Genomic DNA, 23,679 nt, shown 5'->3' with positions numbered 1-23,679 from the left:
GGCTCAGCGCTGCTGCGGTTGCAGCACCAGCGCCCCGTCGCGCACGTCCGCCACCACGCGCCTGCCGGGCCCCAGATCCCCGGCGATGATCAGCCGGGAGAGCGTGCGGTCCACCTCGCGGGCGATCGTGCGCCGCAGCGGCCGGGCCCCGAGCTCGGGCTGGTGGCCGCGCTCGGCCAGCCAGTCGATCGCCGCGGGGGTGGCCTCGAGCTCGATGCCCTGTGCGCGCAGCCGGTCGGCGGTGCCCGCGAGCAGCATCTCGGTGATGCGCCGCAGCTCCGCGCGGTCGAGGGCGGAGAAGAGCACGATGTCGTCCACGCGGTTGAGGAACTCGGGCCGGAAGTGCAGGCGCGCGATGGCGAGCACGCCCTCGCGCACCTCCTCGACCGGCCGGCCCGCGGCAGCGAGCAGGCGGTCGGCGCCGAGGTTGCTCGTCATGATCACCACGGTGTGGGTGAAGTCGACGGTGCGGCCGTGGGAGTCGGTGAGCCGCCCGGCGTCGAGCACCTGCAGGAGCGTGTTGATCACCTCGGCGTTCGCCTTCTCGATCTCGTCGAGCAGGAGCACGGCGTAGCGGGTGCGGCGCACGGCCTCGGTGAGCTGCCCGGCGTCGTCGTAGCCGACGTGCCCGGGCGGGGCGCCGACCAGCCGGAACGCGCTGCTGCGGTCGGAGTACTCGCTCATGTCGAACCGCAGGAGCGCGTCGTCGCTGCCGAAGAGGGCCTCGGCGAGGGCCCGTGCGAGCTCGGTCTTGCCCACACCGGTCGGGCCGAGGAACAGGAACGAGCCGACCGGCCGGTCCGGGTGGGCGAGGCCGGCCCGCCCGGCGCGTACCGCGTCGGCCACCGTCTCGACGGCCACGTCCTGCCCGACCACGCGCCGGTGCAGCAGCTCCTCCAGGTCGAGCAGGCGGCGCCGCTCCGCGCCGGTGAGCTGGGCGATCGGGATGCCCGTGCTGTCGGAGACGACCCGGGCCAGGTCGTCGGGGCCGATCTCGACCGTCCCGTCGTCCGGTGCGTCCTTCTTGCGCAGGTCGGGGCCGAGCGCGGCCTCGGCCGCCTCGATCTCGCGCGTGAGCAGGTGGGCGCGCTCGAAGTCCTCGGCGTCGACCGCCACCTCCCGAGCCCGGCGCAGCTGCTCCAGCTTCTCCTCGCCGACGGGGTCCGCCGGGCCCGGCACCGGGTGACCGGACCGCATCCGGGCGCGGGAGCTCGCCCGGTCCAGCAGGTCGATCGCCTTGTCGGGCAGGAACCGGTCGGGGACGTACCGGTCGGACATCTCGGCGGCGGCCACGATGGCGGCGTCGCTGATCCGCACGCCGTGGTGCTGCTCGTAGCGCTCCCGCAGGCCGCGCAGGATCGCGATCGTCGCCTCGACGGTCGGCTCGGGGATCGGCACCGGCTCGAAGCGGCGTTCCAGAGCGGCGTCCTTCTCGATGTGGCGCCGGTACTCCTTCAGCGTGGTGGCGCCGATCAACCGCAGGTCGCCGCGGGCCAGCGCGGGCTTGAGCAGGGTGGCCGCGTCCATCGGCGCGCCCTCGGCGGAACCGGCGCCGATCACCGAGTGCAGCTCGTCGAGGAACAGCACGATCGACCGCTCCGCGGCCACGACCTCGTCGATGACGCCGGTGAGCCGCTGCTCGAAGTCGCCGCGGTAGCGGGTGCCCGCCACCATGCCGCCGAGATCCAGCGCCACGACCCGAACACCGCGCAGCGCCTCCGGCACGGCGCCGTCGGCCACCCGCTGGGCGACGCCCTCCGCGATCGCGGTCTTGCCGACGCCCGGGTCGCCGACCAGCACCGGGTTGTTCTTCGTGCGCCGGGCCAGTACCTCGAGCACCTGGTCGATCTCGGCGTCGCGCCCGATCACCGGGTCCAGCACGCCGCGGGCTGCGTCGGCCGTGAGGTCGCGGCCGAACCGGTCGAGCTTCGGGGTGCGGCCGCCGGTGGCGGGCCGCCGGCCGGTGTTGCCGCCCAGCGTGTCGCCGAGGGTGCTCTCGAGGTTGCCGATGAGCCGCTCGAAGAGGTCGTCGAATGGCCCGGGGTTGGGTCCGGGTCGGTCCTGCGGCACGTCAGCCTCCTGGGGGTGCTTCCACCCCCGATGGTCCTCCGTTCACGCGGTTCGCGCCGCTCGCAGCGGTCAGGAAGTCGGCAGGGCCGGTCCGAGGACGTGGTAGCCGCGGTCGTGGTGGACCAGCGGGGTGCCCGCACGCCCCGACGACCGCACGCCCACCACCTCCGCGGTCACCACCGTCGCGTCCCCGACCGGGGTGCGCGACAGCGGGCGGCACCGCAGCGCCGTCGGGGCCTCCGGCAGCCACGGTTCCCCGGTGGCGAGCGGCGTCCACCGGGTGGCCGGGCCGAACCGGTCGGTCCCCGACGTCGCGAAGCGCCGGGCGAGGTCGACGTTGCGCGCTTCCAGCAGGTGCACGAGGAAGGCGTCGGCGGCCAGCAGCGCCGCGGCCGCACTCGCCCGGTGGGAGATCGAGAGGACGAGTGCGGGCGGCGTCAGCGACACCGAGGCCACCGACGACGCGGTGAGCCCGACCGGCCCACCGGCGCCATCGCGGGCGGTGACAACGGCGACGCCGGTGGGGTGGTGGCGGAAGGCGTCCCGGAACGCGCTCGCGAGCAGGCCCGTCTGCGTCACCGTCCCGGTCGCGGTCACGGTCAGACCCCGCGGGCCTTCTCGAAGCGCTCCGCGGCGTCGGCCCAGTTGACGACGTTCCACCAGGCCTTGACGTAGTCGGGCTTGACGTTGCGGTACTGCAGGTAGAAGGCGTGTTCCCACATGTCCAGCAGGACGAGGGGGATCTGGCCTGCCGGGAGGTTGGCCTGCTGGTCGTAGAGCTGGTGGATGAGCAGGCGCTCGCCGAGGGTGTCCCAGCCGAGGATGGCCCAGCCGGAGCCCTGGATGGTGGTGGCGGCGGCGGTGAAGTGGGCCCGGAAGGCGTCGAAGGAGCCGAAGTGCTCGTCGAGGGCGGCGGCGAGCTCGCCGGTGGGCTTGTCGCCGCCGTCGGGGGAGAGGTTCTGCCAGAACGCGGAGTGGTTGACGTGGCCGCCGAGGTTGAAGGCGAGGGTCTTCTCCAGCCCGACGATGGCGCCGAAGTCGTTCTTGTCGCGGGCTTCGGCGAGCTTGTCGAGGGTCTGGTTGAGCGCGCCGACGTAGGTCTGGTGGTGCTTGGAGTGGTGCAGCTCCATGATCTCGCCCGTGATGTGCGGGGCGAGGGCACCGTAGTCGTAGGGCAGGTCGGGAAGCGTGTACGTCATGATCCGATCCTCGGACCTCGACCCGGGTTCAACTCAAGGCCACCATGGCGCACGTCACCTACGTCAGCGGGAGTAGGCGCAGGGCCGCCCCCGACCGGACGACACCGCGGCCGGCCCCGCCCAGGATCGTCGGCATGGACCTCCGGGTGCTGCGCCCCCGCCGGGTGTGGCTGATGCTGCTGGTCGCGGTGGTGGCCGCCGCGCTGATGGCCGCGCCGTACGCGCTGCTCGACGTCGACTCCAGCCGGGTCGAGGTGGCAGGCGGGCTGCACTACGCCCTCCTGGTGACGCACATCCTCACCGCGACCGTGGCGCTGGTCCTCGGCCCGCTGCAGTTCGTGCCGGCGATCCGGGCCCGCAGGCGGTGGCACCGCCGGATCGGGCGCACCTACCTGCTGGCCGGCGTGCTGCCGTCCGCGGTGGCCGCCGTGCCGGTCGCGCTGCTGTCGGGCCGGCTCGTCAGCCAGGTCGGGCTCGTGATCGTGGCGGTCGGGTGGCTGGTGACCGCCGGGCTCGCGGTCCGCGCCATCCGCAGCGGCGACGTCGCCGCGCACCGGGCGTGGATGACGCGCAACTACGCGCTGACCTTCCTCGCCGTCACCGCGCGGATCGTGGTGCCGCTGATCCTGCTGACGCTGCTCGCGAGCGGTGTCGTCGCACGCGCGGACGCGGCGACGGTCGTGGCGTCGCTGATCCCGATCGGCCAGGTGCTGGGCTGCGTGATCAACCTGGTGGTCGCGGAGGTGCTGATCAGGCGAGCTCGACGGGCCCGGCCGGCGTCTCGATCACCGCTCGGAGCGCGGGTGCGGGTGCCCGCTCGACCGGGACATCCGTGACGCCGACGGCGACGAGGTGCTCCCGTACGGCGGGCGGGTCCGGGTGGAACGCCGTGAACGACGCCAGCCGGGCGCCGTGCGCGGCACTCAGGCTGGGGTGCTCGGTGTCGCCCCACGCGATGAGGAACGGCACCACCGCGGGCCCGGTGGCCGGCATCGGGGTGAGCCGCCACGCCAGCCGCACCCCGTCGCCACGCAGGCGGGCCATGTACTGCGCGTCCCCCGGGTCGTAGCCCTGGGAGCGGGCACCGGCCACGGCCGCGTCGAGGTCCGTGACCCGCACCGCCCACGCGACCAGCCGGGGCTCACGCAGGCCGTCGACGCCGAACGGCCGCGGCGCGGCGGGTTCCGGCTGGTCCTGGTCCGGGCCGATCACCTCGAGGTAGGCGCCGCCGCCGAGGTCGGCGAGCGCGTTGCGGGTGCCCCGCCCGTCGTGGGCGCCGCCGGGGCTGAGGGTGAGCCCCTGCCGGGCCAGGTCGGCGACCGTGGCGTCGAGGTCGGGCGTGGCGTACACGAGGTGGTCGATCACGAGCCGATCATGCCCCCGCTCACGTGGTGGTGGAGAGGCTGGTCGGGCCGCTGGCGAGCACGGCCGCCGCCAGCGCCTTCGCCGCCGGGCGGCCTTCGGTGCGCGGGTTGGTGAGCAGGACGAGGTCGAGGTAGCCGAGCTCGGGCAGGCGGTGCTGCGGACCGAGCGGGCTGAGCTGCACCGGGACGAGGCTGCTCGCCAGCGCCGAGATCCCGATGCCCGCAGCCACCGCCCCGATCAGTCCGTTGACGCCGCGGCACACGCACGCCGGGCGGTAGGTGATGTTCGCCCGCTGCAGGGCGTTCTCCATCGCGGAGCGGGACAGGCTGGGGTTCGGGTAGACGACGAGCGGGAGCGGTTTCGTCGGGTCGAGCCGGGTGGCCGCCGTGCCCACCCATACGAGGCGGTCGCGCTTCACGAGCTGCCCCCTCGGCTCGCCGCGCGGGCGCTTGCCGACGAACAGGTCGAGCCTGTCGTTCTCCAGCCTGCGGTGCAGCGACCCGCTCTGGTCGATGGACAGGTCGAGGTCGACGAGCGGGTGGTCGCGGCGGAAATCGCGCAGGATCTGCGGGAGCCGGGTGAGCGCGAGGTCGTCGGACATCCCGATCCGCAGCCGCCCGTGCGGCCGTTCCCCGTTGAAGTAGTTGGCGGCCTGCTCGTGCGCCGCGAGGATGGACCGGGCGAAGCCGATCATGGCCTCGCCGTCGGGGGTCATGGAGACGCTGTGGGTGTCGCGGTGCACGAGCACCCGCCCGGTGGCCTCCTCGAGCCTGCGGATGTGCTGGCTGACGGTGGGCTGCCGGATGCCGAGCCGCGCCGCGGCCTGGGTGAAGCTGCGGGTCTGGGCCACGGCGAGGAACGTCTGGAGCTGGGCGGGGTCGTAGATCGTCTGGGCCATATTGCTCCGCAATAACAGTTAGTCGGTTGATCGACGTTCACAATACGGCACTCGTTCGGGAGACTGAGGTACGGATTTCTGCCGGGAACTACGAAGGGTTATCCGTGACAACGGCTGCGGCCGACATACCCGTGAGCGGGACCACATCAACCTTCGATTCCACCCGCCGCGCCGGCACATTCGCCGCGTTGCGCGTCCGGAACTTCCGCATCTACGTCAGCGCTCACGCGGTCGCCAGCACCGGCACGTGGATGCAGAACATCGCCCTCGAATGGCTGGTACTCGAGCTCAGCGGGAGCCCCGCCGCCGTGGGCATCACGATGGCCTGCCAGTTCCTGCCGATGCTGCTGCTCGGCATGTACGGCGGCATGATCGCCGACCGCTACCCCAAGCGGGCCGTCCTCCTGGTCACCCAGACCCTCAACGGCCTCCTGAGCGGCGCCCTCGCCGTCCTGACGATCACCGGGCACGTCCGCGTCGAGCACGTCTACGTGTTCGCGCTCCTGGCAGGACTGGTTTTCGTCGTCGACAACCCGACGCGCCAGGTCTTCGTCAACGAGGTCGTGCCGGACCGGTACGTGCGCAACGCCATCGCGCTCAACGCAGCCGTCTTCCAGACCAGCCGCCTCGTCGGGCCGGCCGTGGCCGGCGTCATGATCGCCACCGTCGGCTCGGGGTGGGCGTTCGCCGCGAACGCGCTGTCCTACCTCGCCCCGATCGCCGGGCTGCTGCTCATCCGCTCCCGTGAGCTGATCCGCACACCCCCGGTCGAGCGGGCGCCCGGGCAGCTGCGTTCGGCGCTGCGGTACGTGGCCGAGCGCCCGCACGTGGCGTGGACGATCGTCCTCGTCGGCGTGGTCGGCACGTTCGGGCTCAAGTTCCCGGTGGTGCTGACGGCGATGGCCGACGAGACGTTCGCCGGTGGAGCCCAGCTCTACGGGCTCTTCAACGTGGTGATCGCCCTCGGGTCCGTGGCCGGCGCGCTGATCGCGGCGCGCACGCATCCCCGGCTGCGCACGATCGTCCTCACCGGTGCCGCCTTCGGCGGTGCCCAGTTCGCTGCGGCACTCGCCCCCGGGCTGGGGGCCTTCCTCGCGGCGCTTGTCGTGATGGGCATGGTGAACCTGGCGTTCCAGGCGATGGCGAACTCGTCGGTGCAGACGTGGGTGGACGCCGACGTCCGCGGCCGCGTGATGAGCCTCTACATGCTCGCGTTCGTCGGGGGCACTCCGCTGGGCGGGCCCGTGGTCGGCTGGATCACCGACGCGCTCGGCGCGCGGGCCGGCATGGCCTTCTGCGGGCTGGTCCCGCTGCTCGCCGCGGTGGTGGTGGCCTGCGTGCTGGCCCGGCACGCGCGCGCGGCGCGGCCGGCCGGGCTCGTGGCCGATCAAGGGGTGAAGGTCGCTGGTTGATCTGGCGGTTTCAAGCAGCTGTTGCAAGGAGCAGTTCGTTGAGTTTCTCGGCTGGAGTTTGCCATCCCAGTGTGTGGCGGGGGCGGTGGTTGAGCAGGTCGGCGATGCGGTCAACATCGGCTTGGGCGCCCGGTAGTGGGGTGCTCTTGGGCAGGTACTGGCGGATCAGCCCGTTGATGTTCTCGTTCGTCCCGCGCTGCCAAGGGCTGTGCGGGTCGGCGAAGTAGACCGGAAGCTGGGTGGCCAGGGAGAACGTGGCGTGTCCGTGGACCATCTCCAGGCCGCGGTCCCAGGTCAGTGACCGGCGTAGCGCGACCGGCAGGGTGAGCATGTGCACGGCCAGGGCATCAGCGACCGCGATCGGGTCTCGGTGGGCCAGCTGGGGAAGCGCGACCATCAGCAGGAACCGGGAGCTGCGCTCAGCCAGTGTCGCGATCGCGGTGTCCCGCCGCGCACCCATGATCAGGTCGCCTTCCCAGTGCCCGGGCACGGCCCGGTCAGCGACCTCGGCCGGCCGCGCGGAGATCTTGAGCAACTTGTCGCGGCGACGGCGCTGATCACAACCGGCGCGGTCAGGACGGCGAATGACCCGTCGGGCTCGTCCCGAGCGCAGCACCTGCGGTCCCAGGAGTTGACGTAGCCCACCACGGGACTGGACGTAGATGGCCTGGTAGATCGTCTCGTGGGAGACCTGCATCGACTCATCATCGGGGTTGTCGCGCCGCAGCCGCCCAGCGATCTGGGTGGGCGCCCACTGCTGTCTGAGCCCCTCGATCACCGCGTCTCGCAGCGGTGAATCGACCGCCAGGCGCGGTGTCTTAGGGCGGCGCGCCTGCGCTGCGGCGCGGGCATGCGCGGAGCCGGCGTCATAGCCCCACCGATACACCCCACCCAGCCCCGGCCCACGTCCTCGCCGACGCAGCGGGTTCTTGTGGCCGTGACGGTGGGAGTTGTACTTCGACACCTCCCGCCACACCGTGCTGGGATCACGCCCGATCGCCGCCCCAATCTCGGGGAAGGTCCACCCCCGCCCGCCAGAACGCCTCGATCTGGCCCCGCTCCTGCTCGGTCAGTCGCTTCCCCGGCATGACCACCTCCCGATGATCATGCTCCTTGCAACAACCACTTGAGATCAAGTCTTCGGCCGCGACCATCAGCCCTTGATCGCCGCGGCTGGCAGTCAGCGCTACCGGCCCAGCAGCTTGTCCAGCCACCGGATCTGGGCCTGCCGCTGGTACGACTCGCCGCCCTCGTGGTCGTTGTAGCGGTAGACCTCGATCTCCTTGTCGCCCGCGTAGTGGTTGTACGCGGCGTACACCGTGGACGGCGGGCAGATCAGGTCCATCAGCGCCACCGAGAACAGCCCGGGTGCGGCGGCGCGCTTGGCGAAGTTCACCCCGTCGAAGTACGAGAGCGTGTGCAGCACGTCGTCCGCGCGCGGCCGGTGGACGGAGAGGTAGCGGGTGACCTCTGCGTACGGGTCCTTGTCGCAGATGTCGAGGGCACGGGTGAAGTGGCAGAGGAACGGGACGTCGGGCAGCGCGGCTGCGACGTCGGGCACCAGCCCGGCCACGGCGAGGGTGATCCCACCGCCCTGGCTGGCGCCCTGCACGGCCACGCGCCCGGCGTCGACGCCGGGCATCGTGCGGACCGCCTCGACGGCGCGCACGGCGTCGGTGAACACCCGCCGGTAGAAGTAGGTGTCCGGGTGGTCGATGCCGCGGGTCATGAAGCCGGGGGTGGCCGGGCCGGAGCCGTGCGGGTCGGCCGTGCGCCCGCCCCCTCCCCACCGCGCGCCCTGCCCGCGCGTGTCGACGAGCAGGTGCGCGTAGCCCGCGCTCGCCCAGCGCAGCGACTCGCCCGGCAGGTCGCGGCCGCCGTTGTAGCCGATGAACTCCACGACCGCGGGGAGCGGGCCCTCCTCCGCGCGGGGCACCGTGAACCAGGCGCCGATGCGGTCGCCGCCGAACCCGCTGAAGGTCACGTCCTGCACCCGGACGGTGCGGTAGGGCGTGTCGACCTCCTCCGACCGGACGTCCAGGTCGTGGGTGCGGGCGTCGTCGAGCGTGCGGGCCCAGAACGCGTCGAAGTCGTCCGGTTCGGTGACGTCGGGGCGGAAGGAGACGAGCTCGTCAAGGGGCAGATCGGCGCGGGCCACGGATCTCCTGTCCTCGAATGGGGATGCCGGTAGAAGATAACCCGCAGGTCAGAAACTCTGGAGAGCGCTGTCCAGATCCGGGTGCAGCGGCAGGATCTGCTGCAGGTTCATCGTCTCCCACGGGCGCACGACGGCGCTGTTCCCGCTCGGCGCCACGAGCCGCAACGGGGGGACCGGCTCGGGGGGCTGCGAGCGGTAGCCGCCGCTTCCGGTGGGCGCCGTCGTCCGGGTGGCCAGCTCGGCCAGGGTGCCCAGCCCGGACGAGCCGAGGAAGCTCACCGCGCTCAGGTCGACGACGACGCCGGCGAGGCCCGGCCACTGCCGCGTCTCGTCGACCGTATTCATCAACTTCCGCGCCGTCAGCAGGTCCAGCTCGCCGGTCACCGTCACCACGGCCGCCGGACCCATGCGCGTGGCGGTCACCGTCATGACGTCGGCGGGGTCGCTGTCGCTCATCCGGGAACCGTATCCGGCGCGGCTGGGCGGCGGCGACGCGGAGCGTGACCGATGTGGGGGACATCCGGCTACCACTCGTGAGCCGCGGAAGAAAAATGTAGCCCGTCCGGGCGGCCTCGCCCGCGTGTCGTGTACGGGCCCCTGCTGCCGGGGTAGCCGAGGATGTGTGGATCTCGCTCGTCGTGCCGGTCGCCGTCCTCCTGGCGACGCTGCTGCTGCAGCGGCTCGAGGCCAAGCTCCTCAGATCTCCTGAGCTGGGCGAGAACCCCGATCATCCGGCGTCCCGCTCGAGTGACTCGCTTCCGCTGCTGACCCTCGGGCGCCTCGAACCGCCGCCCCCGCGCCGGCCCGCGGGCCGGCCCGTGTTGCGCGCCACGACCTGAGGACCCTCACGCGAGGGCGGGCTCCCGGCGCGCCCGCACGTGGTGGGCGACCACGGCGAGCGTGGCTGCGAGGAACAGCACCTGCATGAGGGTGCGCGGCAGCAGTGGCGTGGCGGTGCCCTCCAGCGCGGCGTGCACGTTCGCCGGGAACATGGCGACGAGCAGCAGGGAGAGACCGCCTGCCGCCCATGGCGCGGTGCGGGGGAGCAGTAGTCCGGCCGCGCCGGCCAGCTCGAGCACGCCGGTGATGGTCACCAGCAGCCCGGGCGCCGGCAGTGCGGGCGGGACCATGGCGATCAGCTCCTCGCGCATGAAGACGAAGTGCACGACGCCGGTGAGCGTGAACATCGCCGCCAGCCCGCCACGAACGGCGACCGGCCACGGCCGCAGGGCCCGGACCCCGAGCGCGCCCAGGACGAGCAGGAGCGCGGTGACGGCGATGAGGGTGATCAGTGGTTCCACGAGGACTCCGAGTCTTGGCATTGACAAGATGACACTGCCAAGATGCCCCGAGAACCGCATCTTGTCAATGACAAGACGCGTGAGACCCTCAGCTCCGTGGAGCCCGGCCCGTAGCGACGGCCACCAGGGCGGCCGCGGCCAGGACCGCGCCCCAGACCAGGACCGCACTCGGGCCGAAGCCGTCGACGACCAGGCCGCCGCCCACCGCGCCCAGCGCGATGGCCCCGTTGAAGACCGCGGCGAACAGCGACGAGACCGTCTCGCGGGCCTCGGGGGCGGCGGCCATCATCCACGTCTGGGCGGTCACCGAGACCCCGCCGTAGCCCAGGCCCCACACCACGAGCGCGACGGCGGCGAGGGATGCGGACGGCGCGAGCGCGAGCAGCAGCACGGCCGCCACCACCAGCCCGGCGAGCACCTGCATCGTGCGCGGTACCGACCGGACCGCTGCCGTTCCGGCCACGAAGTTGCCCAGCACGCCCGCGACGCCGTAGACCAGCAGCAGCGTGCCGATCAGCGGGGCGTCGATCGCAAGGCCCTCCAGTACCGGGCGCACGTAGGTGTAGGCCCCGAAGTGCCCGACGACGAGCAGCGCCACCACGACCAGCCCGGTGGCCACCGGCGGGTTGCGCAACAGCGCGGTGACGCCGGACAGACCCGGCGCGCGCTCGGCCGGAAGCCGGGGGAGCAGCACCACCATCGCGAGCGCCACCGCCGCCGACAGCGCCCCGACCACCACGAACGCGGCCCGCCACCCGGCGATCGCGCCGAGGAACGTGCCGGCGGGCACGCCGAGCACGGACGCCACGGCGATGCCGCTGAAGATCGTGGCGGTGGCGCGCCCGACGGCGCCGGGCGCCACGAGCCGTACCGCGAGTCCCGCCGAGAGCGCCCAGATCCCGCCCATCGCGACCCCCACAAGCACGCGGGCGACGACCATCACCGCGAAGGCGGGCGCCCACGCGGCCAGCAGGTTGGCCGCCGCGAGCAGCGCCGTCAGCGCCACCAGTGCCGTCCGCCGGTCGATGCGGCCGAGGGCGGGCACCACGAGCGGCGCCGCGACGGCCGCGACGATCCCCGTCGTCGTCAGCGTCTGCCCGGCCGTCCCCTCGCTGACCTGCAGCGCGGCGCCCATCGGGGTGAGCAGCCCCACCGGCAGCATCTCCGACGTGACGACCGTGAAGATGCCGGTCGCCACCACGAGCACGGCCGGCCAGCCGGTCGTGCGAGTCAGGTGCGTCATGATCCCCAGCACAGCGCCGGCGGCGCCGCGGAACAACGACGGAGCTCTCACGCTTCCATGAGCGGGACTCATCGATCGGAGGTCGTGCGGTGGGCGGGCTGGAGATCCGGGAGCTGGAGTGCTTCCTCGTCCTCGCCGAGGAGCTGCACTTCGGGCGGACGGGTGAGCGGCTGTACGTCTCGCAGAGCCGGGTCAGCCAGCTGATCGGCTCGCTGGAGCGGCGCGTGGGCGCCCGCCTCGTCAGCCGCACCAGCCGCAGCGTGCGGCTCACCCCGCTCGGGCAGCGGTTCCGGGACGCGCTCGAACCCGCCTACGGCGCGCTGCGGGCCGCGGTCGAGGAGACCCGTTCCGAGGCCCGGTCCGTCCCCGGCCCGTTGCGCGTCGGGTTCCAGGGCACGGCCGACGACCGCCTGCTCGCGGCCGTCACGGCCTTCCAGGACCGGCACGCGGGCAGCAGCGTCGAGATCGCCGAGATCCCGCTCTCCGACCCGTTCGGGCCGGTGCACCGCGGCGAGGTCGACGCCGCCGTCGTGCTGCTGCCCGTCGAGGAGGACGGGCTCGTGCTCGGCCCCGTGTTCTCGCGGCAGCCGCAACGACTCGCGATCTCCACCCGCCACCCGCTCGCCCGGCGGGCCGAGGTCTCCGCCGAGGACCTCGCCGACGTCCCGCTGATCTCCGCTGCCGAGCCGGCAGGGGAGTACTGGCGCCGCGCCCACGCCCCCGCCGCCACGCCCGGAGGGCGGCCCATCCCGAGCGGCCCCGCCGTCAGCACGCTGCAGGAAGGCGTGTGGCTCATCGCCGCGAACCGCGGCGGGATGCTGCTGTGCGAGCCGACGGCCGCCTACCACCGCCGCCGCGACGTGGTCGACGTCCCGGTGGCCGGGCTCCCGGAGACGGCTCTCGGACTGGTGTGGCACCAGGACCACGAGAACGCGAGGATCCGCGCCTTCGCCGCCGTGGTCGCGGAGACCGTGCCCTAGCTCGCCCGTTCCGACGAACGGCGCGTTCGTCGGAACCTATCCGACGAACGCGCCGTTCGTCGGAACCCGGGCCGAGAAACCGGGCCTCGGCCTACCGTCGCCACCAGCGGGACTTGCGCGGCGGGCGGATCTCCACCGAACCCGCGCGGACCGAGCCGCGGATCCGGAAGAGCGGGCCGTCCGGGGCGTCCGCGCGGCCACGCACGTGGTTCTCGACGCTGGAGAGCGTGGCCTGCAGGTCGCCGTGTTCCACCCGGGCGCCCGCGGGCAGCCGCAGCTCCACCGAGCCCGCCACCACCTCCAGCTCGACGTCGACGACGTCGTGCGGGATGCGCGCCTCGGTGAAGTCGAGCTCCGCCGACCCGAGCGTGCTGCGCACCACCAGGTGCGCGGGCACGTCCCAGACACCCCGGCGGGTCACCGAGCCGAGCATGCTGCGGACCTCACCGCCGGTGTCGATCTCGGTGACGACGGGGGTGGGGCGGTGGACGGGAGGCCGGGCGGGTGCCGGGACCTGCGCCGGCCGCTCCGCGTGCGTCAGGCCCGGCAGGTCGAGCAGCACCGCGTTCAGCTCGCCCCTGGTGCGCGCCGCGAGGGCGGTGTCGACGCGGCTCGTGAACTCGTCGAGGTCGAGCAGTCCGGAGCCGGTGGCGCGTTGCAGCAGCCCGACGACGTGCTCCCGCTCGGCATCGGAGACGCGCAGGAAGCGGGCGGCGGGTTGGTCGGGCACACCCACACCGTATCGGCGGCCGGGGAATGACCAGGCGCCGAACGGCGTTGGTGATCATCGATGAGCAGCACGACGAGCAACGCAGAGCTGACCGCCGCCGACCGGGAGTTCCTCGCCACGCCCCGGATCGGGTTCCTCACCGTGGCGGGCGGCAAGGGGCTCCCGGAGCCCCGGCCGGTGTGGTTCGAGGTGGCCGACGACGGCACCGTGCAGCTGTTCTCCCTCAACACCTCGCCGAAGGTCCGCCGGGTGCAACAGGACCCGCGGGCGTCGCTCGTGGCGGCCAACGGCGTGGGGGAGCCGGAGAACTGGATCGCGATCAGCGGCACCGCCACCATCGAGGAGGACGGCGCAGGCGAGCTGGCAGAACGCCTCGGCGCCCGCTACTGGGACCTCGACGACCCGGAGAAGGCCGCCGCGCTGACCTCGATGGTGGAGGCCGATCTCGTCCGCATCGTCATCCGGCCGGAACGGATCAGCCGCTACGGCGGCTGACCAGCACCAGCAGGTACAGCAGGACGGGTGCGCCGACGGCGGCGGTGAGCACGCCCGCCGGGAGCTCGTCCGGGCTGAACAGGCGTCGCGCGGCGAGGTCGGCCGAGACCACGACGAGGGCTCCGACCCCGGCCGCGGGCAGCACGCCTGCGGACCGCGGGCCGAGCACCCGGCGCACGATCTGCGGCGCGACGAGCGCGACGAACGCGATCGGGCCCGCTGCGGCCGTGGCAAGTGCGGTGAGCGCCACCGCGGCCGCCACCAGCGCGGCCCGGGCCGCTCCGATCCGGCCGTCGAGGGAGCGCGCGACGTCGTCACCGAGCTCCAGCAGCCGCAGGTGGCGTGTGAGCAGCAGCACGACGGGCGCTCCGATCGCGAGCCCGGCCGCCACCGTGAGCACGTCCGGCCACGAGCGGCCGGCCACGTCGCCGACCAGCCAGGTGGCCGCCTGCTTGGCCGCGTACCGGTCGGAGCGGGTGAGCAGGAACGACGCGGCCGCGTTCGCGAGCGCGGTGACGCCGATGCCGATCAGCACGAGCCGGTGGGCCGCACCTCGGGCGGCGACGGCGTAGACCGTCGCCGAGGCGACCACCGCGCCGGTCAGCGCTCCCGCGGCGACCGCCGTCGCGCCCGCCCCGGCCACGACGATCACCACCACCGCTCCCGCGGACGCCCCGGCCCCGACCCCGATCACGTCCGGGCTCACGAGCGGGTTCCGGGCGATGCGTTGCAGCACCATGCCGGCCGACCCCAGCGCCGCGCCGACCAGCAGCGCGACGAGCGCGCGGGGCAGCCGGTTGCGCACGACGACGTCGTAGGTGAGCAGCGTGCCGTGACCGGCGAGCGTGTCGAGCACGGTGGAGAGCGGCATGGGGTAGTCGCCCACGGTCACGGCGTGCAGCGCCACCGCGACCGCCGCCGTCCACGCGGCGGCCCCGAGCAGCACGGACGCCGGCTCCACCCGCAGCGAGACCCGCCCGGCCCGCACGGTCGCGGTCACAGGCCCCCCACCCGGCGCCTGCGGAGCAGGTACAGGAAGACCGGTGCGCCCAGCACCGCCGCGGTGACGCCGACCTGCACCTCCTCCGGCCGCAGCACGACGCGGCCCACGACGTCGGCCAGCAGCAGCACCAGCGCCCCGAGCAGCGCCGAGAGCGGCAGGACACGCACGTTCGCCGCTCCGGCGAGCGCCCGTGCGGCGTGCGGCACGACCAGCCCGACGAACCCGACCGGGCCTGCGACCGCGGTGGCCGTCCCGGCGAGGACCACGACCGCCGCGATGGCCGACCCGCGCAGCAGGGCGGGCCGGGCGCCGATGCTGCGCGCCGCGTCGTCGCCCAGCGCGGCGGCGTCCAGCGGGCGGGTGAGCGCGAGCGCGAGCACCGTTCCGGCGGCGAGGAACGGGACGGCCTGGAGCACGATGGGCAGATCGGCCCTCGTCAGCGAGCCGACCAGCCAGAACCGGAAGCGTTCGAACAGGTCGTGGTCGCGCAGCACGATCGCCGAGGTCAGGGAGAACAGCAGGGCGGAGACCGCCGCCCCGGCCATCGCGATCTTCACCGGTGTGGCGCCGTCGCGCCCGGCGGAGGCGATCGCGAGGACGGCACCGAGCGCGAGCGCGGCCCCCGCGAAGCAGAACCACACGTAGCCGCCGAGCGGACCCACCCCGACCAGCGCGATCGCGACCACGCCCGCGAGCGCCGCCCCGCCGTTGACGCCGAGCACCTCGGGCCCTGCGAGGGGGTTGCGGGTCAGCCCCTGCGCCACCGCGCCCGCCAGCCCGAGCCCGGCGCCTGCGAGCAGGCCGGCCGCGGTGCGGGGCACGCGCAGGTGCAGGACGACGGCGTCGGCCGGTCGGCCGGCGGGCGCCGTGAGCGCCAGGACGACGTCGGCCGGGGTGACGGGCTGGATCCCGACGAGCAGCGACAGCCCGGCGGCCGCGACCACACCGAGGGTGAGCCCCACCGCGACACGCGTGCACCGAGCCCGCGACTCGCGCGCACCCACAGCGCGACTCGCGGACAGGGCGTGCGGCCTGGTCACCGGCGGTCGGGGTGCACGAACGAGGCCACCAGCTCGGCGGCGTGCGGCACCCGCACCCCGGCGGCGCGGTCGGCGAAGAGGAAGCCGTGCACGCGGCCCTCGCGCACGGCCCTGAGCCCGGCGAACGCCGGGTTCGCGCGGATCCGCTCCGCGTCCGGCTCGGCGTCGGCGACGGTGTAGGCGCCGTCGCAGCAGGTGCTCGTGAGGATGACGTCCGGGTCGCGGGCGATGATCTCCTCGGCGCCGACCGGGACGTTGCGCCTGCCCCGCAGGTCGGCGAACGCGTTCTCGGCGCCCGCGATGTCCAGGATCCGCGTGACGAAGTCCAGGCCGCCCGCCACCCGGAATGTGCCGTCGTCCTCCGGTGACACCACCGCGACGCGCGCGCGGGGCGCGTCCGCAACCCGCCGCTGGACGGCCTCGATCCGGGCCTGGATGCCGGCCACCACCTGCTCGGCGGTCCGCCACGCCGAAGAGCCTGCCCAGGTCGCGCACGTCGGCGTAGACGTTCTCGATCGTCACCGCGGCGGGGTCGATCGCCTCGTCGGACCGGCCGTCGGCGCTCGGGCACAGCGGGGAGAAGATCCAGGTCTGCACGCCGAGCTCACGCAGGCTCGCCCGGGTGCCGAGCGTCTCGGAGCCGGTGGTCGCGAACAGGCCGTTGTAGCCGGACACGACGAAGTCGGGGTTCGCCGCGAGCAACGCCTCCCGGCTGGGCAGCTCGGGCAGGTAGTCGGTGGCCGCCTGCGCGTCGACGTACTCGGGGAGGACCTGCGCGTCGAGGAACGCCGTTCCGACGACGCGGTCGCCCACACCGAGCGCGTGCACCATCTCGATCGCGGGCTGGTAGGCGGCGTAGATGCGCTGCGGCGGTGCGGGCACCGTTACGTCGATCCCGCAGTTGTGCGCGGTGGTGCCGCTCCCCACCTGCGCGCCGGGGGACGGCGGGCCGCCGCAGGCGGCGAGGAGCGCGACGGCAGCGAGCGTCGGCACGATTCGGGGCAGGGCGGAGCGCGGCATGGCCCAACTATGGCCCATCTGAACAACTCTTCAGACAAGGGCCTTCGGGGACGCCAGGGGCCTTCGGAGACGCCGCGCATTGTGCGGGGCCGCTCCTCACGCCTCAAGGGCGCTCCGCGTCGCTTCGCGATCGCTTCGCGACCCTTGACCCGTGAGCCTCTGCGGCCCCTTCGGGCAGTACTACGCGGGCAGGCCAGGGGCCTGCCCTTCGGGCGCGCGGCGCCACCGAAGGCCGGCCTCACGGGCTTGATCAAGGCTTCGGCGCCTCATGCGACTTCACACACCCAGTACCGACTTCGCACAGGGCGGGCCCTGTGCGAAGTCCATGCTGGGTGTGTGAAGTGGCTGTCGGCGGGGGCGATCTCCGGCTACGCGCGGGAGGACGGGCTCAGGAGCAGCTCCAGCTCACGCTCCAGCCCGGCCTCGCCCACGTCGACGACCTCGAGGGGGAGCCGCAGGTACGCCGCCGCGCGTTCCGCGGCCACCCGGATCCGCGGCACCGGGTGCTGGGCGAGCCAGACCACCCGCCGGTAGTGGCGGAAGTAGTCCTCGCGCAGCTGCGGGTACCGGTCCAGGCCCAGCTCCCGGATCACCGAGCGGTCGAAGGAGAGCGCGAGGTAGTCGGTGAGCACGTAGGTGCCCGGCTCCTGCTCGTAGATCTCCCGCATGCGCTCGGCCCCGGCGAAGGCGTCGTAGCAGGTGTCGCCGCGCAGCCGTGGAACGCCGAGCCGCGCGCACACCTCGTCGAGCACGCCGTACGTGCCGCAGTCGGCGTAGGCGACGGCGACCGCGGCGTGCGTGGCGAGCAGGCCGAGGACCCGCTCCTCCACGGCGGCCGCGATCCGCTCGGGGTGGTTGTGCAGGAGCGGAGGCAGTGGGTGCACGTCGACGGTCCACCCCCGCCGCCCGACGACGGCGGCGACGTGCGAGGCGATGGCGCCGCAGGCCACCACCGCGATGTCAGCAAAGCCACTTTGCTGACGCGTGGTGTCAGGAAGGTGGCTTTGCTGACACTCAGGCGGGGAAGGCCAGCTGGTCGATGAACCGGTCGTTGAAGTCCGGGCGGTCGCTGAGCTCGACGTAGCGCACCTCCTCCAGCAGGGCGTCGGCGGCGGCGCGCTCGCGGACGGAGAGCAGGGCCATCTTGGCGCCCTCGCCCGCGACGTTGCCGGCGCTGACGATCCGCATCAGCGGGATGCCGGGCACCAGGCCGATCCGGACCGCGGCGGCGGGGGACAGGTAGCTGCCGAACGAGCCGGCGAGGAGCACCTGCTGGACGTCGGCCGGGTCGATTCCCAGCTCCGCGGCGAGCAGCCGCCAGCCGGTGGCGATCGCGGCCTTCGCGAACTGCAGCTCCCGCACGTCGCGCTGGGACAGGTACACCCCGTCGGCGAGGACGAACACCCGTTCCGCGCCGACGGTCTGCAGCCGGTCGGCGAGCCCCGGCCGCATCTCCTCCGCCGCATCCCGGGTCAGCAGCCGCCCCGAGCCGTCCAGGAGTCCGACGCTCAGGAGCGCCGCGACCGCGTCGACCAGCCCGGATCCGCACAGGCCCACCGGCTCGACGTCGCCGATCACCTGGAGCGCCACGTCGTCGTCGGAGATCTTGACGCCCTCGATGGCGCCGGGCGCGGCGCGCATCCCGCAGCGGATCTGCGCGCCCTCGAACGCGGGGCCCGCCGGTGCTGCCGTGGCGAAGACCCGTTCGCCGTCGGAGAGGACGATCTCGCAGTTCGTACCGACGTCGACGAACAGGCGTACGCGCTTGTCGCGGTCCATGCCGGACGCGAGCGCCCCGGCCACGATGTCGCCGCCGACGTACGCGCCCAGCGCGGGGAACAGGTACGCGCGCGCCGCCGGGTGCAGGGTGAGCCCGAGGTCGTCGGCCCGCAGGCCCGGGAACGACCGCGTCGACATCACGAACGGTGCCACGCCGAGCGGCTCGGGGTCGATGCCGAGGGCGAGCGCGGTCATGGTCGCGTTGCCCGCGAGGGCCACCTCGTAGACCTCGCCCGGGTCGACGTCGGCTCCCGCGCAGACCTCGTGCGCCAGCTGGTTCAGGGCGTCGCGGGCGTGCGCGGTGAGCCGGCCGAGCGCCTCCGGGTCGAGCATGGTCGCGCTGATGCGCGTGATCACGTCGCCGCCGAGCGGCTGCTGCGGGTTGAGCAGCGACGCGACGCCCGCGGGGGTGCCGGTGGTGAGGTCCAGCAGCGTGGCGACGACGGTGGTGGTGCCGAGGTCGAACGCGATGCCGAACATCCGGGCGGTGGTGTCGCCGGGCTCGACGTCGATCAGCACGTCGTCGACCAGCACCGCCGTGGCCCGGAAGTCCGCTGCGCGCAGGGCGCGGGGCAGGGCGCGCAGCGCGTGCAGGTCGACGGTCGGTTCCAGGTCGTCGAGCGCGGCGAGCAGGCGTTCGAGGTCGGTGCGCTGGTCGGCGAGCGTCGGTTCGGACAGCTCCACGTACCGCTTCTGCACCGCCGGGCGCAGGATCACCTGCCGCCCGACGCCCACCGTGGCCGCCTTGGGCCGGGTGACGAGCGGCGGCACCGTGACCCGGACGTCGCCGGTGGCAGGGGCCCGGCAGGCGAGCCGCCAGCCCGCGCGCAGCTCACCGGCGTCGAAGGCACGCGGGTCGAGCCGCGAGACCGGCACGTCCCCGTCCGTGACTCGCACCTTGCACTTGCGGCAGGTGCCGTGCCCGCCGCAGGTGGAGTCGATCGCGATGCCGTTCCAGCTCGCGGCGTCGAACAGGGTGACGCCGGCCGGCACCCGGACCTCCCGGGGCCGCCCGCCCTCGACCTCGTAGGAGATCCGGACCCGGTCGGTCCGGGCCGGAGGTTCGCTCGCGAGCTCGCTCACGCCGACCGCTTCTTCGCTCGGTGCGCCGCGATCCAGGCCGCGCCCCACTCGTCGTTGCCGAGCAGCAGGTCGGCGGCCTTGACCGACTCGACGATCTGCGGGGTACGCACGTCCATCACCGCGCTGGTGAGCCCGCACCGCATCGCCATCGGCAGGAACGCGGCGCCCAGCGCGTGCCGGTCCGGCATCCCGAACGAGACGTTGGACGCGCCGAGCGTCATGTTCAGCCCGAACTCGGCGCGGATCAGCTCGATGGTGTCGAGGGTCTTGCTGACGAGCGTGGAGTCGGCGCCGATCGGCATGGCGAGGGGGTCGATCACGATGTCTTCCAGTGGAATCTCGAACTCGCCCACCGCGACGTCGACGATCTTGCGCGTGATCTCCAACCGCTTGCGCGGGTCGTCGGGGATCTCGTCCTCCTCGTTCGGGAGGGCGATCACGGCGGCGCCGTGCTCCTTGACCAGGGGCAGGATCGCGTCGAGGCGTTCGCGCTCCCCGGTGACGGAGTTGACCAGCGCCTTGCCGCGGTACGCGGACAGCCCGGTTTCGAGGGCCTCGACGACCGACGAGTCGATGCACAGGGGCAGGTCGGTGATCTCCTGGATCATGGCGACGGCCTTGGCCAGCAGCTCCGCCTCGTCGGCGAGCGGCACGCCCATGTTGACGTCGAGCATCGTGGCCCCGCCCGCGACCTGCTGCTCGACGTCCACGGCGATCCGGGACAGGTCGCCCGCGCGCAGCTGCTCGGCGAAGAGCCTGCGGCCGGTGGGGTTGATCCGCTCGCCGATCAGGCAGAACGGCTGGTCGGGACCGATGACGACCTCGCGCGTGGCGGAGCTGACTCTCGTGTGCACGGCTACACCGCCACTGCGGCGCGCTTGGTGGCCAGCAGCTCCTTGGCGCGGCGCACGGCGGTGGACGCGTCGGCGGCGTACCCGTCGGCGCCGACCGCGTCGGCGTACTCCTGCGTGACGGGCGCTCCGCCCACCATGACGATCACCTGGTCGCGCAGGCCGGCCTTCTGCAGCGCGTTGATGTTGGCCTTGAACATCGGCATCGTCGTGGTGAGGAACGCCGAGAACCCGACGATGTCGGGCTTGTGCTCCAGCACGCCCGCCACCACCTTCTCCGGCGAGACCTGCACGCCCAGGTCGATCACGTGGAAGCCCGCGCCCTCCAGCATGATGTTGACCAGGTTCTTGCCGATGTCGTGCACGTCGCCCTTCACCGTGCTCATCAGGAACGTGCCGACGGTCTGCGCGCCCGTCTCGGCGAGCAGCGGCCGGAGGCGGTCGAGCGCCCCGGCCATGGCGCGGCCGGCGATGAGCATCTCGGGCACGAAGAAGTCGCCGCGCTCGAACCGGGCGCCGACCTCCTCCAGGGAGGGGATGAGCGCCTCGAACAGCATCGTCTCGGGGGCCATGCCTGCGGCGAGGCCCTCTTCGGTGAGCTCGAGGACCCGTGGACCGTTGCCGACGAGGGTCTCGTCGTAGAGCGCCCTGAGGATCTCGGCGCTGCGGATCTCCTCGTCGGTCATGCGGTTTCCTTTCCCATGTTGTGGCCGAGCTGGGCGGACAGCCCGCGCAGCTCGTTGACCAGGACGTCCCCGAGACGAGTGATCCCCTGGTCGTTGATGCGGGTGGTCGGGCCGGACACCGAGACGGCGGCGATCACGGCCCCGTCGACGCCGCGGACCGGGGCGGCCACCGCGCCGAGCCCCACCTCCAGCTCGTCGAGCGAGACGGCCCAGCCGCGGCGGCGCACCTCGACGAGCATGTGCTCGAGCTGGGCGCGGTCGACGGGGGAGTGCGGGGTGCGCCGCTCCAGCTGGCCCGGTGGTAGCGACAGCGAGCCGAAGGCGTAGAGCACCTTGCCCAGCGCGGTGCAGTGGGCCGGGACGTCGACGCCGACCCAGTTCGTGGAACCGAGCAGGTACCGGCTGTCGATCTGGGCGATCTGCACGACCTCCCGGCCGCGGGGCACGGAGAGGTTGACCGTCTCCTCGGTGAGCTCGCCGATCCGGTTCAGCGTGGGCCGGGCGAGCTCGACGAGGTCGTGGAGCGCGCTCGGCCGGGCGGCGTAGATGGAGAACAGCGCCCCTGGGCGGAAGGCGCCGCTCTGGTCGCGCTGCACGAGCCTGCTGCGCTCCAGGGCCTGCAGCAGCCGCGAGGTGGTGGACTTCGCCAGTCCGAGCTCGGCCACGAGCGAGGTGAACGTCCGCGGCGCTCCGGACTCCACGACGAGCGCCAGCAGCGCGCTCGCGCGGTCGACGGCCTGGCTGCCCAGTTGTTGAGTCGGCATCGCGGGATCCGTTCCCAAAAGAGTTCCATGTTATGGAACCAGTGTTCCGAGGAATGCAGTTAGGATCCTGCCGGCACCGGTCCTCGTCAAGGTCCGGTTTATGGGGAGATCCGCAGGGGGTCTGCATGTTCCGCAACGCCATGCCGCGCTACGAGATCCTTTCCGAGGAAGCGATGGCCACCCTCGACGGCGGGTGGCGGCGGATCGTGAGCGAGATCGGCGTGGAGTTTCTTTCCGACCGTGCGCTGGAGCTGTTCCGCCAGGCCGGGCAGAAGGTCGAGGACCAGTGCGTGATCTTCGACCCCGACTTCGTGCTGGAGCAGGTCGCGAAGGCCCCGCGCGCGTTCGACGTCCAGGCGCGCAACCCCGCGCACACCGTGCACATCGGCGACGACTCGATGGTCTTCGGCAGCGTCTACGGCCCGCCGTTCGTGCGTGAGGGCGACGTCCGCCGCGACGCGAAGATCGCCGACTTCCACTCGTTCGCGAAGCTCGCGCAGAGCTTCGACGCCATCGACTCGGCAGGTGGGGTGGTGTGCGAGCCCGAGGACACGCCGCTGGACTCCCGCCACCTCGACATGACCTACGCCCTGCAGACGCTCACCGACAAGATCTACATGGGCAACGTGGTCTCGGGGGTGAACGCCCGCGACACCCTCGCCATGACCGAGATCCTCTTCGGTGGCCGGGAGGCGATCGAGGCCACGCCCGCCACCATCTCCCTGATCAACTGCAACTCCCCGCTGCGGTGGGACGACCGCATGCTGGAGGCGCAGTTCGAGTACTCCGCGGCGAACCAGGCGGTTGTGCTAACCCCGTTCCTCCTGATGGGTGCGATGTCACCTGTTTCCATTCCTGCAACACTGGCGCAACAGATGGCCGAGGCCCTCACCGGCATCGCGTTGTCGCAATTGATCAGGCCGGGCGCTCCCGTGATCTTCGGTTCGTTCCTGTCGAACATCGACATGCAGTCCGGTTCGCCCTGTTTCGGTACCCCGGAATCGGCGATCGGCCTGCTCTGCACGGGCCAGATCGCTCGCCACTTCGGCCTACCGGTGCGTTCCGGCGGCGGGCTGACCTCCAGCCAGACCCCCGACGCGCAGGCCGGCTACGAGAGCCTGATGACCATGCTCCCGACCTTCCTGGCGGGTATCAACTGGGTCATGCACTCCGCCGGCTGGTTGGAGGGCGGGCTCGTGGCATCCCTCGAGAAGTACGTGCTCGACGTCCAGGTGCTGGAAATGCTGCAGCACGAGTTCACGCCCCTGGAGATCGACGAGGCGTCGCTCGCGTTCGGCGCCCACGACGAGGTGCGCCACGGCGGCCACTTCCTCGGCGCAGCGCACACGATGGAGCGCTTCCGCACCTGCTTCTACCGCCCGTTCGTCAACAGCTCGGACAACTACGACCGGTGGATGCGGGGCGGCGCGAAGGACGCAGCCGCCCGAGCGGCGGACGTGGCCCGGAAGCGCATAGACGAGTACGAGGCCCCGCCGCTGGACGATGCGATCCGCGAGGAGCTGCAGGCGTACGTGACGCGCCGACGCCGCGAACTGGGCGACTGAGCGGGCACCCAATCCGACGAACGGCGCGTTCGTCGGT

Annotated in this window: 25 protein-coding genes; 6 read left to right on the top strand and 19 right to left on the bottom strand. The window is 72.9% G+C overall.

What is annotated here, in order from left to right; genetic code table 11:
• Nucleotides 1–3 precede the first annotated feature (3 nt).
• The 3 genes from FB388_RS16975 to FB388_RS16965 all read right to left on the bottom strand — a co-directional run bounded on the left by FB388_RS16975 (nucleotide 4) and on the right by FB388_RS16965 (nucleotide 3,272).
• Nucleotides 4–2,070 (bottom strand): ATP-dependent Clp protease ATP-binding subunit, encoded by a 2,067-nt coding sequence (locus FB388_RS16975; protein WP_142102054.1) that lies wholly within the window; start codon nucleotides 2,068–2,070, stop codon nucleotides 4–6.
• Between the two features lie 69 nt (nucleotides 2,071–2,139).
• Entirely contained in the window at nucleotides 2,140–2,667 is a 528-nt protein-coding gene (locus FB388_RS16970) for a flavin reductase family protein (RefSeq protein WP_211361957.1), read from the bottom strand.
• A gap of 2 nt (nucleotides 2,668–2,669) precedes the next feature.
• A complete protein-coding gene (locus tag FB388_RS16965) occupies nucleotides 2,670–3,272 on the bottom strand; it encodes a superoxide dismutase (protein ID WP_142102052.1) in 603 nt (200 codons plus the stop codon).
• A 131-nt stretch (nucleotides 3,273–3,403) separates the two neighbouring features.
• On the opposite strand from FB388_RS16965, the gene FB388_RS16960 reads away from it, so the two are divergent.
• Entirely contained in the window at nucleotides 3,404–4,105 is a 702-nt protein-coding gene (locus FB388_RS16960; protein WP_142102049.1) for a DUF2306 domain-containing protein, read from the top strand.
• On the opposite strand, the gene FB388_RS16955 is transcribed toward FB388_RS16960, so the two are convergent.
• Both FB388_RS16955 and FB388_RS16950 read right to left on the bottom strand, forming a co-directional pair.
• The gene (locus tag FB388_RS16955) at nucleotides 4,020–4,634 is read right to left on the bottom strand and encodes a VOC family protein (protein WP_142102047.1); all 615 of its coding nucleotides are present in this window, start codon (nucleotides 4,632–4,634) and stop codon (nucleotides 4,020–4,022) included. The genes FB388_RS16960 and FB388_RS16955 overlap by 86 nt on opposite strands.
• 19 nt (nucleotides 4,635–4,653) lie before the next feature.
• The gene (locus FB388_RS16950; RefSeq protein ID WP_211361955.1) at nucleotides 4,654–5,532 is read right to left on the bottom strand and encodes a LysR family transcriptional regulator; all 879 of its coding nucleotides are present in this window, start codon (nucleotides 5,530–5,532) and stop codon (nucleotides 4,654–4,656) included.
• 104 nt (nucleotides 5,533–5,636) lie between these two features.
• Between FB388_RS16950 and FB388_RS16945 the strand changes: the two genes are divergently transcribed.
• A complete protein-coding gene (locus FB388_RS16945) occupies nucleotides 5,637–6,944 on the top strand; it encodes an MFS transporter (protein WP_142102045.1) in 1,308 nt (435 codons plus the stop codon).
• Nucleotides 6,945–6,954: 10 nt separating this feature from the next.
• On the opposite strand, the gene FB388_RS16940 is transcribed toward FB388_RS16945, so the two are convergent.
• The 3 genes from FB388_RS16940 to FB388_RS16930 all read right to left on the bottom strand — a co-directional run bounded on the left by FB388_RS16940 (nucleotide 6,955) and on the right by FB388_RS16930 (nucleotide 9,558).
• Nucleotides 6,955–7,908 carry an IS30 family transposase gene (locus FB388_RS16940; protein ID WP_170225646.1) on the bottom strand — a complete coding sequence of 318 codons (954 nt, stop codon included), beginning with the start codon at nucleotides 7,906–7,908 and terminating at the stop codon, nucleotides 6,955–6,957.
• A 222-nt stretch (nucleotides 7,909–8,130) separates the two neighbouring features.
• A complete protein-coding gene (locus FB388_RS16935) occupies nucleotides 8,131–9,102 on the bottom strand; it encodes an acetylxylan esterase (protein ID WP_142102041.1) in 972 nt (323 codons plus the stop codon).
• 48 nt (nucleotides 9,103–9,150) lie between these two features.
• Complete coding sequence (locus FB388_RS16930) at nucleotides 9,151–9,558, bottom strand: STAS domain-containing protein (protein WP_142102039.1); 408 nt, start codon at nucleotides 9,556–9,558, stop codon at nucleotides 9,151–9,153.
• 164 nt (nucleotides 9,559–9,722) lie between these two features.
• Here FB388_RS16930 and FB388_RS16925 point away from each other — a divergent pair, with 164 nt between their 5' ends.
• A complete protein-coding gene (locus tag FB388_RS16925; protein ID WP_142102037.1) occupies nucleotides 9,723–9,941 on the top strand; it encodes a hypothetical protein in 219 nt (72 codons plus the stop codon).
• Between the two features lie 6 nt (nucleotides 9,942–9,947).
• On the opposite strand, the gene FB388_RS16920 is transcribed toward FB388_RS16925, so the two are convergent.
• Nucleotides 9,948–10,403: a DoxX family protein gene (locus FB388_RS16920; RefSeq protein WP_142102034.1), complete on the bottom strand. Its 456-nt coding sequence runs from the start codon at nucleotides 10,401–10,403 to the stop codon at nucleotides 9,948–9,950.
• An 88-nt stretch (nucleotides 10,404–10,491) separates the two neighbouring features.
• Complete coding sequence (locus FB388_RS16915) at nucleotides 10,492–11,646, bottom strand: MFS transporter (protein WP_211361953.1); 1,155 nt, start codon at nucleotides 11,644–11,646, stop codon at nucleotides 10,492–10,494.
• An 89-nt stretch (nucleotides 11,647–11,735) separates the two neighbouring features.
• Between FB388_RS16915 and FB388_RS16910 the strand changes: the two genes are divergently transcribed.
• Nucleotides 11,736–12,626, top strand: a complete 891-nt coding sequence (locus FB388_RS16910) for a LysR family transcriptional regulator (RefSeq protein ID WP_142102032.1) — start codon at nucleotides 11,736–11,738, stop codon at nucleotides 12,624–12,626.
• A 91-nt stretch (nucleotides 12,627–12,717) separates the two neighbouring features.
• Here the strand turns inward: FB388_RS16910 and FB388_RS16905 are convergent, their stop codons facing one another.
• On the bottom strand, nucleotides 12,718–13,356 hold the full coding sequence (locus tag FB388_RS16905; RefSeq protein WP_142102030.1) for a DUF1707 SHOCT-like domain-containing protein: 639 nt from the start codon (nucleotides 13,354–13,356) through the stop codon (nucleotides 12,718–12,720).
• A 60-nt stretch (nucleotides 13,357–13,416) separates the two neighbouring features.
• On the opposite strand from FB388_RS16905, the gene FB388_RS16900 reads away from it, so the two are divergent.
• A complete protein-coding gene (locus FB388_RS16900) occupies nucleotides 13,417–13,851 on the top strand; it encodes a pyridoxamine 5'-phosphate oxidase family protein (protein ID WP_142102028.1) in 435 nt (144 codons plus the stop codon).
• Here the strand turns inward: FB388_RS16900 and FB388_RS16895 are convergent.
• From FB388_RS16895 to FB388_RS16860, 8 genes are all read right to left on the bottom strand, one after another.
• The gene (locus FB388_RS16895; RefSeq protein WP_142102026.1) at nucleotides 13,832–14,851 is read right to left on the bottom strand and encodes a FecCD family ABC transporter permease; all 1,020 of its coding nucleotides are present in this window, start codon (nucleotides 14,849–14,851) and stop codon (nucleotides 13,832–13,834) included. The two genes, FB388_RS16900 and FB388_RS16895, sit on opposite strands and share 20 nt — an antisense overlap.
• Complete coding sequence (locus FB388_RS40440; protein ID WP_246121999.1) at nucleotides 14,848–15,816, bottom strand: FecCD family ABC transporter permease; 969 nt, start codon at nucleotides 15,814–15,816, stop codon at nucleotides 14,848–14,850. The genes FB388_RS16895 and FB388_RS40440 overlap by 4 nt, the downstream gene beginning before the upstream one ends.
• 74 nt (nucleotides 15,817–15,890) lie before the next feature.
• Nucleotides 15,891–16,340 carry an ABC transporter substrate-binding protein gene (locus FB388_RS40435; RefSeq protein ID WP_246121997.1) on the bottom strand — a complete coding sequence of 150 codons (450 nt, stop codon included), beginning with the start codon at nucleotides 16,338–16,340 and terminating at the stop codon, nucleotides 15,891–15,893.
• A 942-nt stretch (nucleotides 16,341–17,282) separates the two neighbouring features.
• Entirely contained in the window at nucleotides 17,283–17,864 is a 582-nt protein-coding gene (locus FB388_RS16880; protein ID WP_142102024.1) for a DUF1638 domain-containing protein, read from the bottom strand.
• A 64-nt stretch (nucleotides 17,865–17,928) separates the two neighbouring features.
• Nucleotides 17,929–19,776, bottom strand: coding sequence for an ASKHA domain-containing protein (locus FB388_RS16875; protein WP_211361952.1), 1,848 nt, complete (start codon nucleotides 19,774–19,776; stop codon nucleotides 17,929–17,931).
• Nucleotides 19,773–20,630 carry a dihydropteroate synthase gene (locus FB388_RS16870; protein WP_142102019.1) on the bottom strand — a complete coding sequence of 286 codons (858 nt, stop codon included), beginning with the start codon at nucleotides 20,628–20,630 and terminating at the stop codon, nucleotides 19,773–19,775. The genes FB388_RS16875 and FB388_RS16870 overlap by 4 nt, the downstream gene beginning before the upstream one ends.
• Before the next feature lie 2 nt (nucleotides 20,631–20,632).
• Nucleotides 20,633–21,313 (bottom strand): corrinoid protein, encoded by a 681-nt coding sequence (locus FB388_RS16865; protein ID WP_211361951.1) that lies wholly within the window; start codon nucleotides 21,311–21,313, stop codon nucleotides 20,633–20,635.
• Complete coding sequence (locus tag FB388_RS16860) at nucleotides 21,310–22,077, bottom strand: IclR family transcriptional regulator (protein ID WP_142102017.1); 768 nt, start codon at nucleotides 22,075–22,077, stop codon at nucleotides 21,310–21,312. Before FB388_RS16860 ends, FB388_RS16865 begins: the two co-directional genes overlap by 4 nt.
• A gap of 125 nt (nucleotides 22,078–22,202) precedes the next feature.
• Between FB388_RS16860 and FB388_RS16855 the strand changes: the two genes are divergently transcribed.
• Entirely contained in the window at nucleotides 22,203–23,642 is a 1,440-nt protein-coding gene (locus FB388_RS16855) for a trimethylamine methyltransferase family protein (RefSeq protein WP_170225645.1), read from the top strand.
• Nucleotides 23,643–23,679 lie beyond the last annotated feature (37 nt).

Source organism: Pseudonocardia cypriaca (assembly GCF_006717045.1).
Taxonomy (GTDB): domain Bacteria; phylum Actinomycetota; class Actinomycetes; order Mycobacteriales; family Pseudonocardiaceae; genus Pseudonocardia; species Pseudonocardia cypriaca.
The sequence above is the reverse complement of the archived record's forward strand: the minus strand, read 5'-3'. Positions and strand labels throughout refer to the sequence as shown.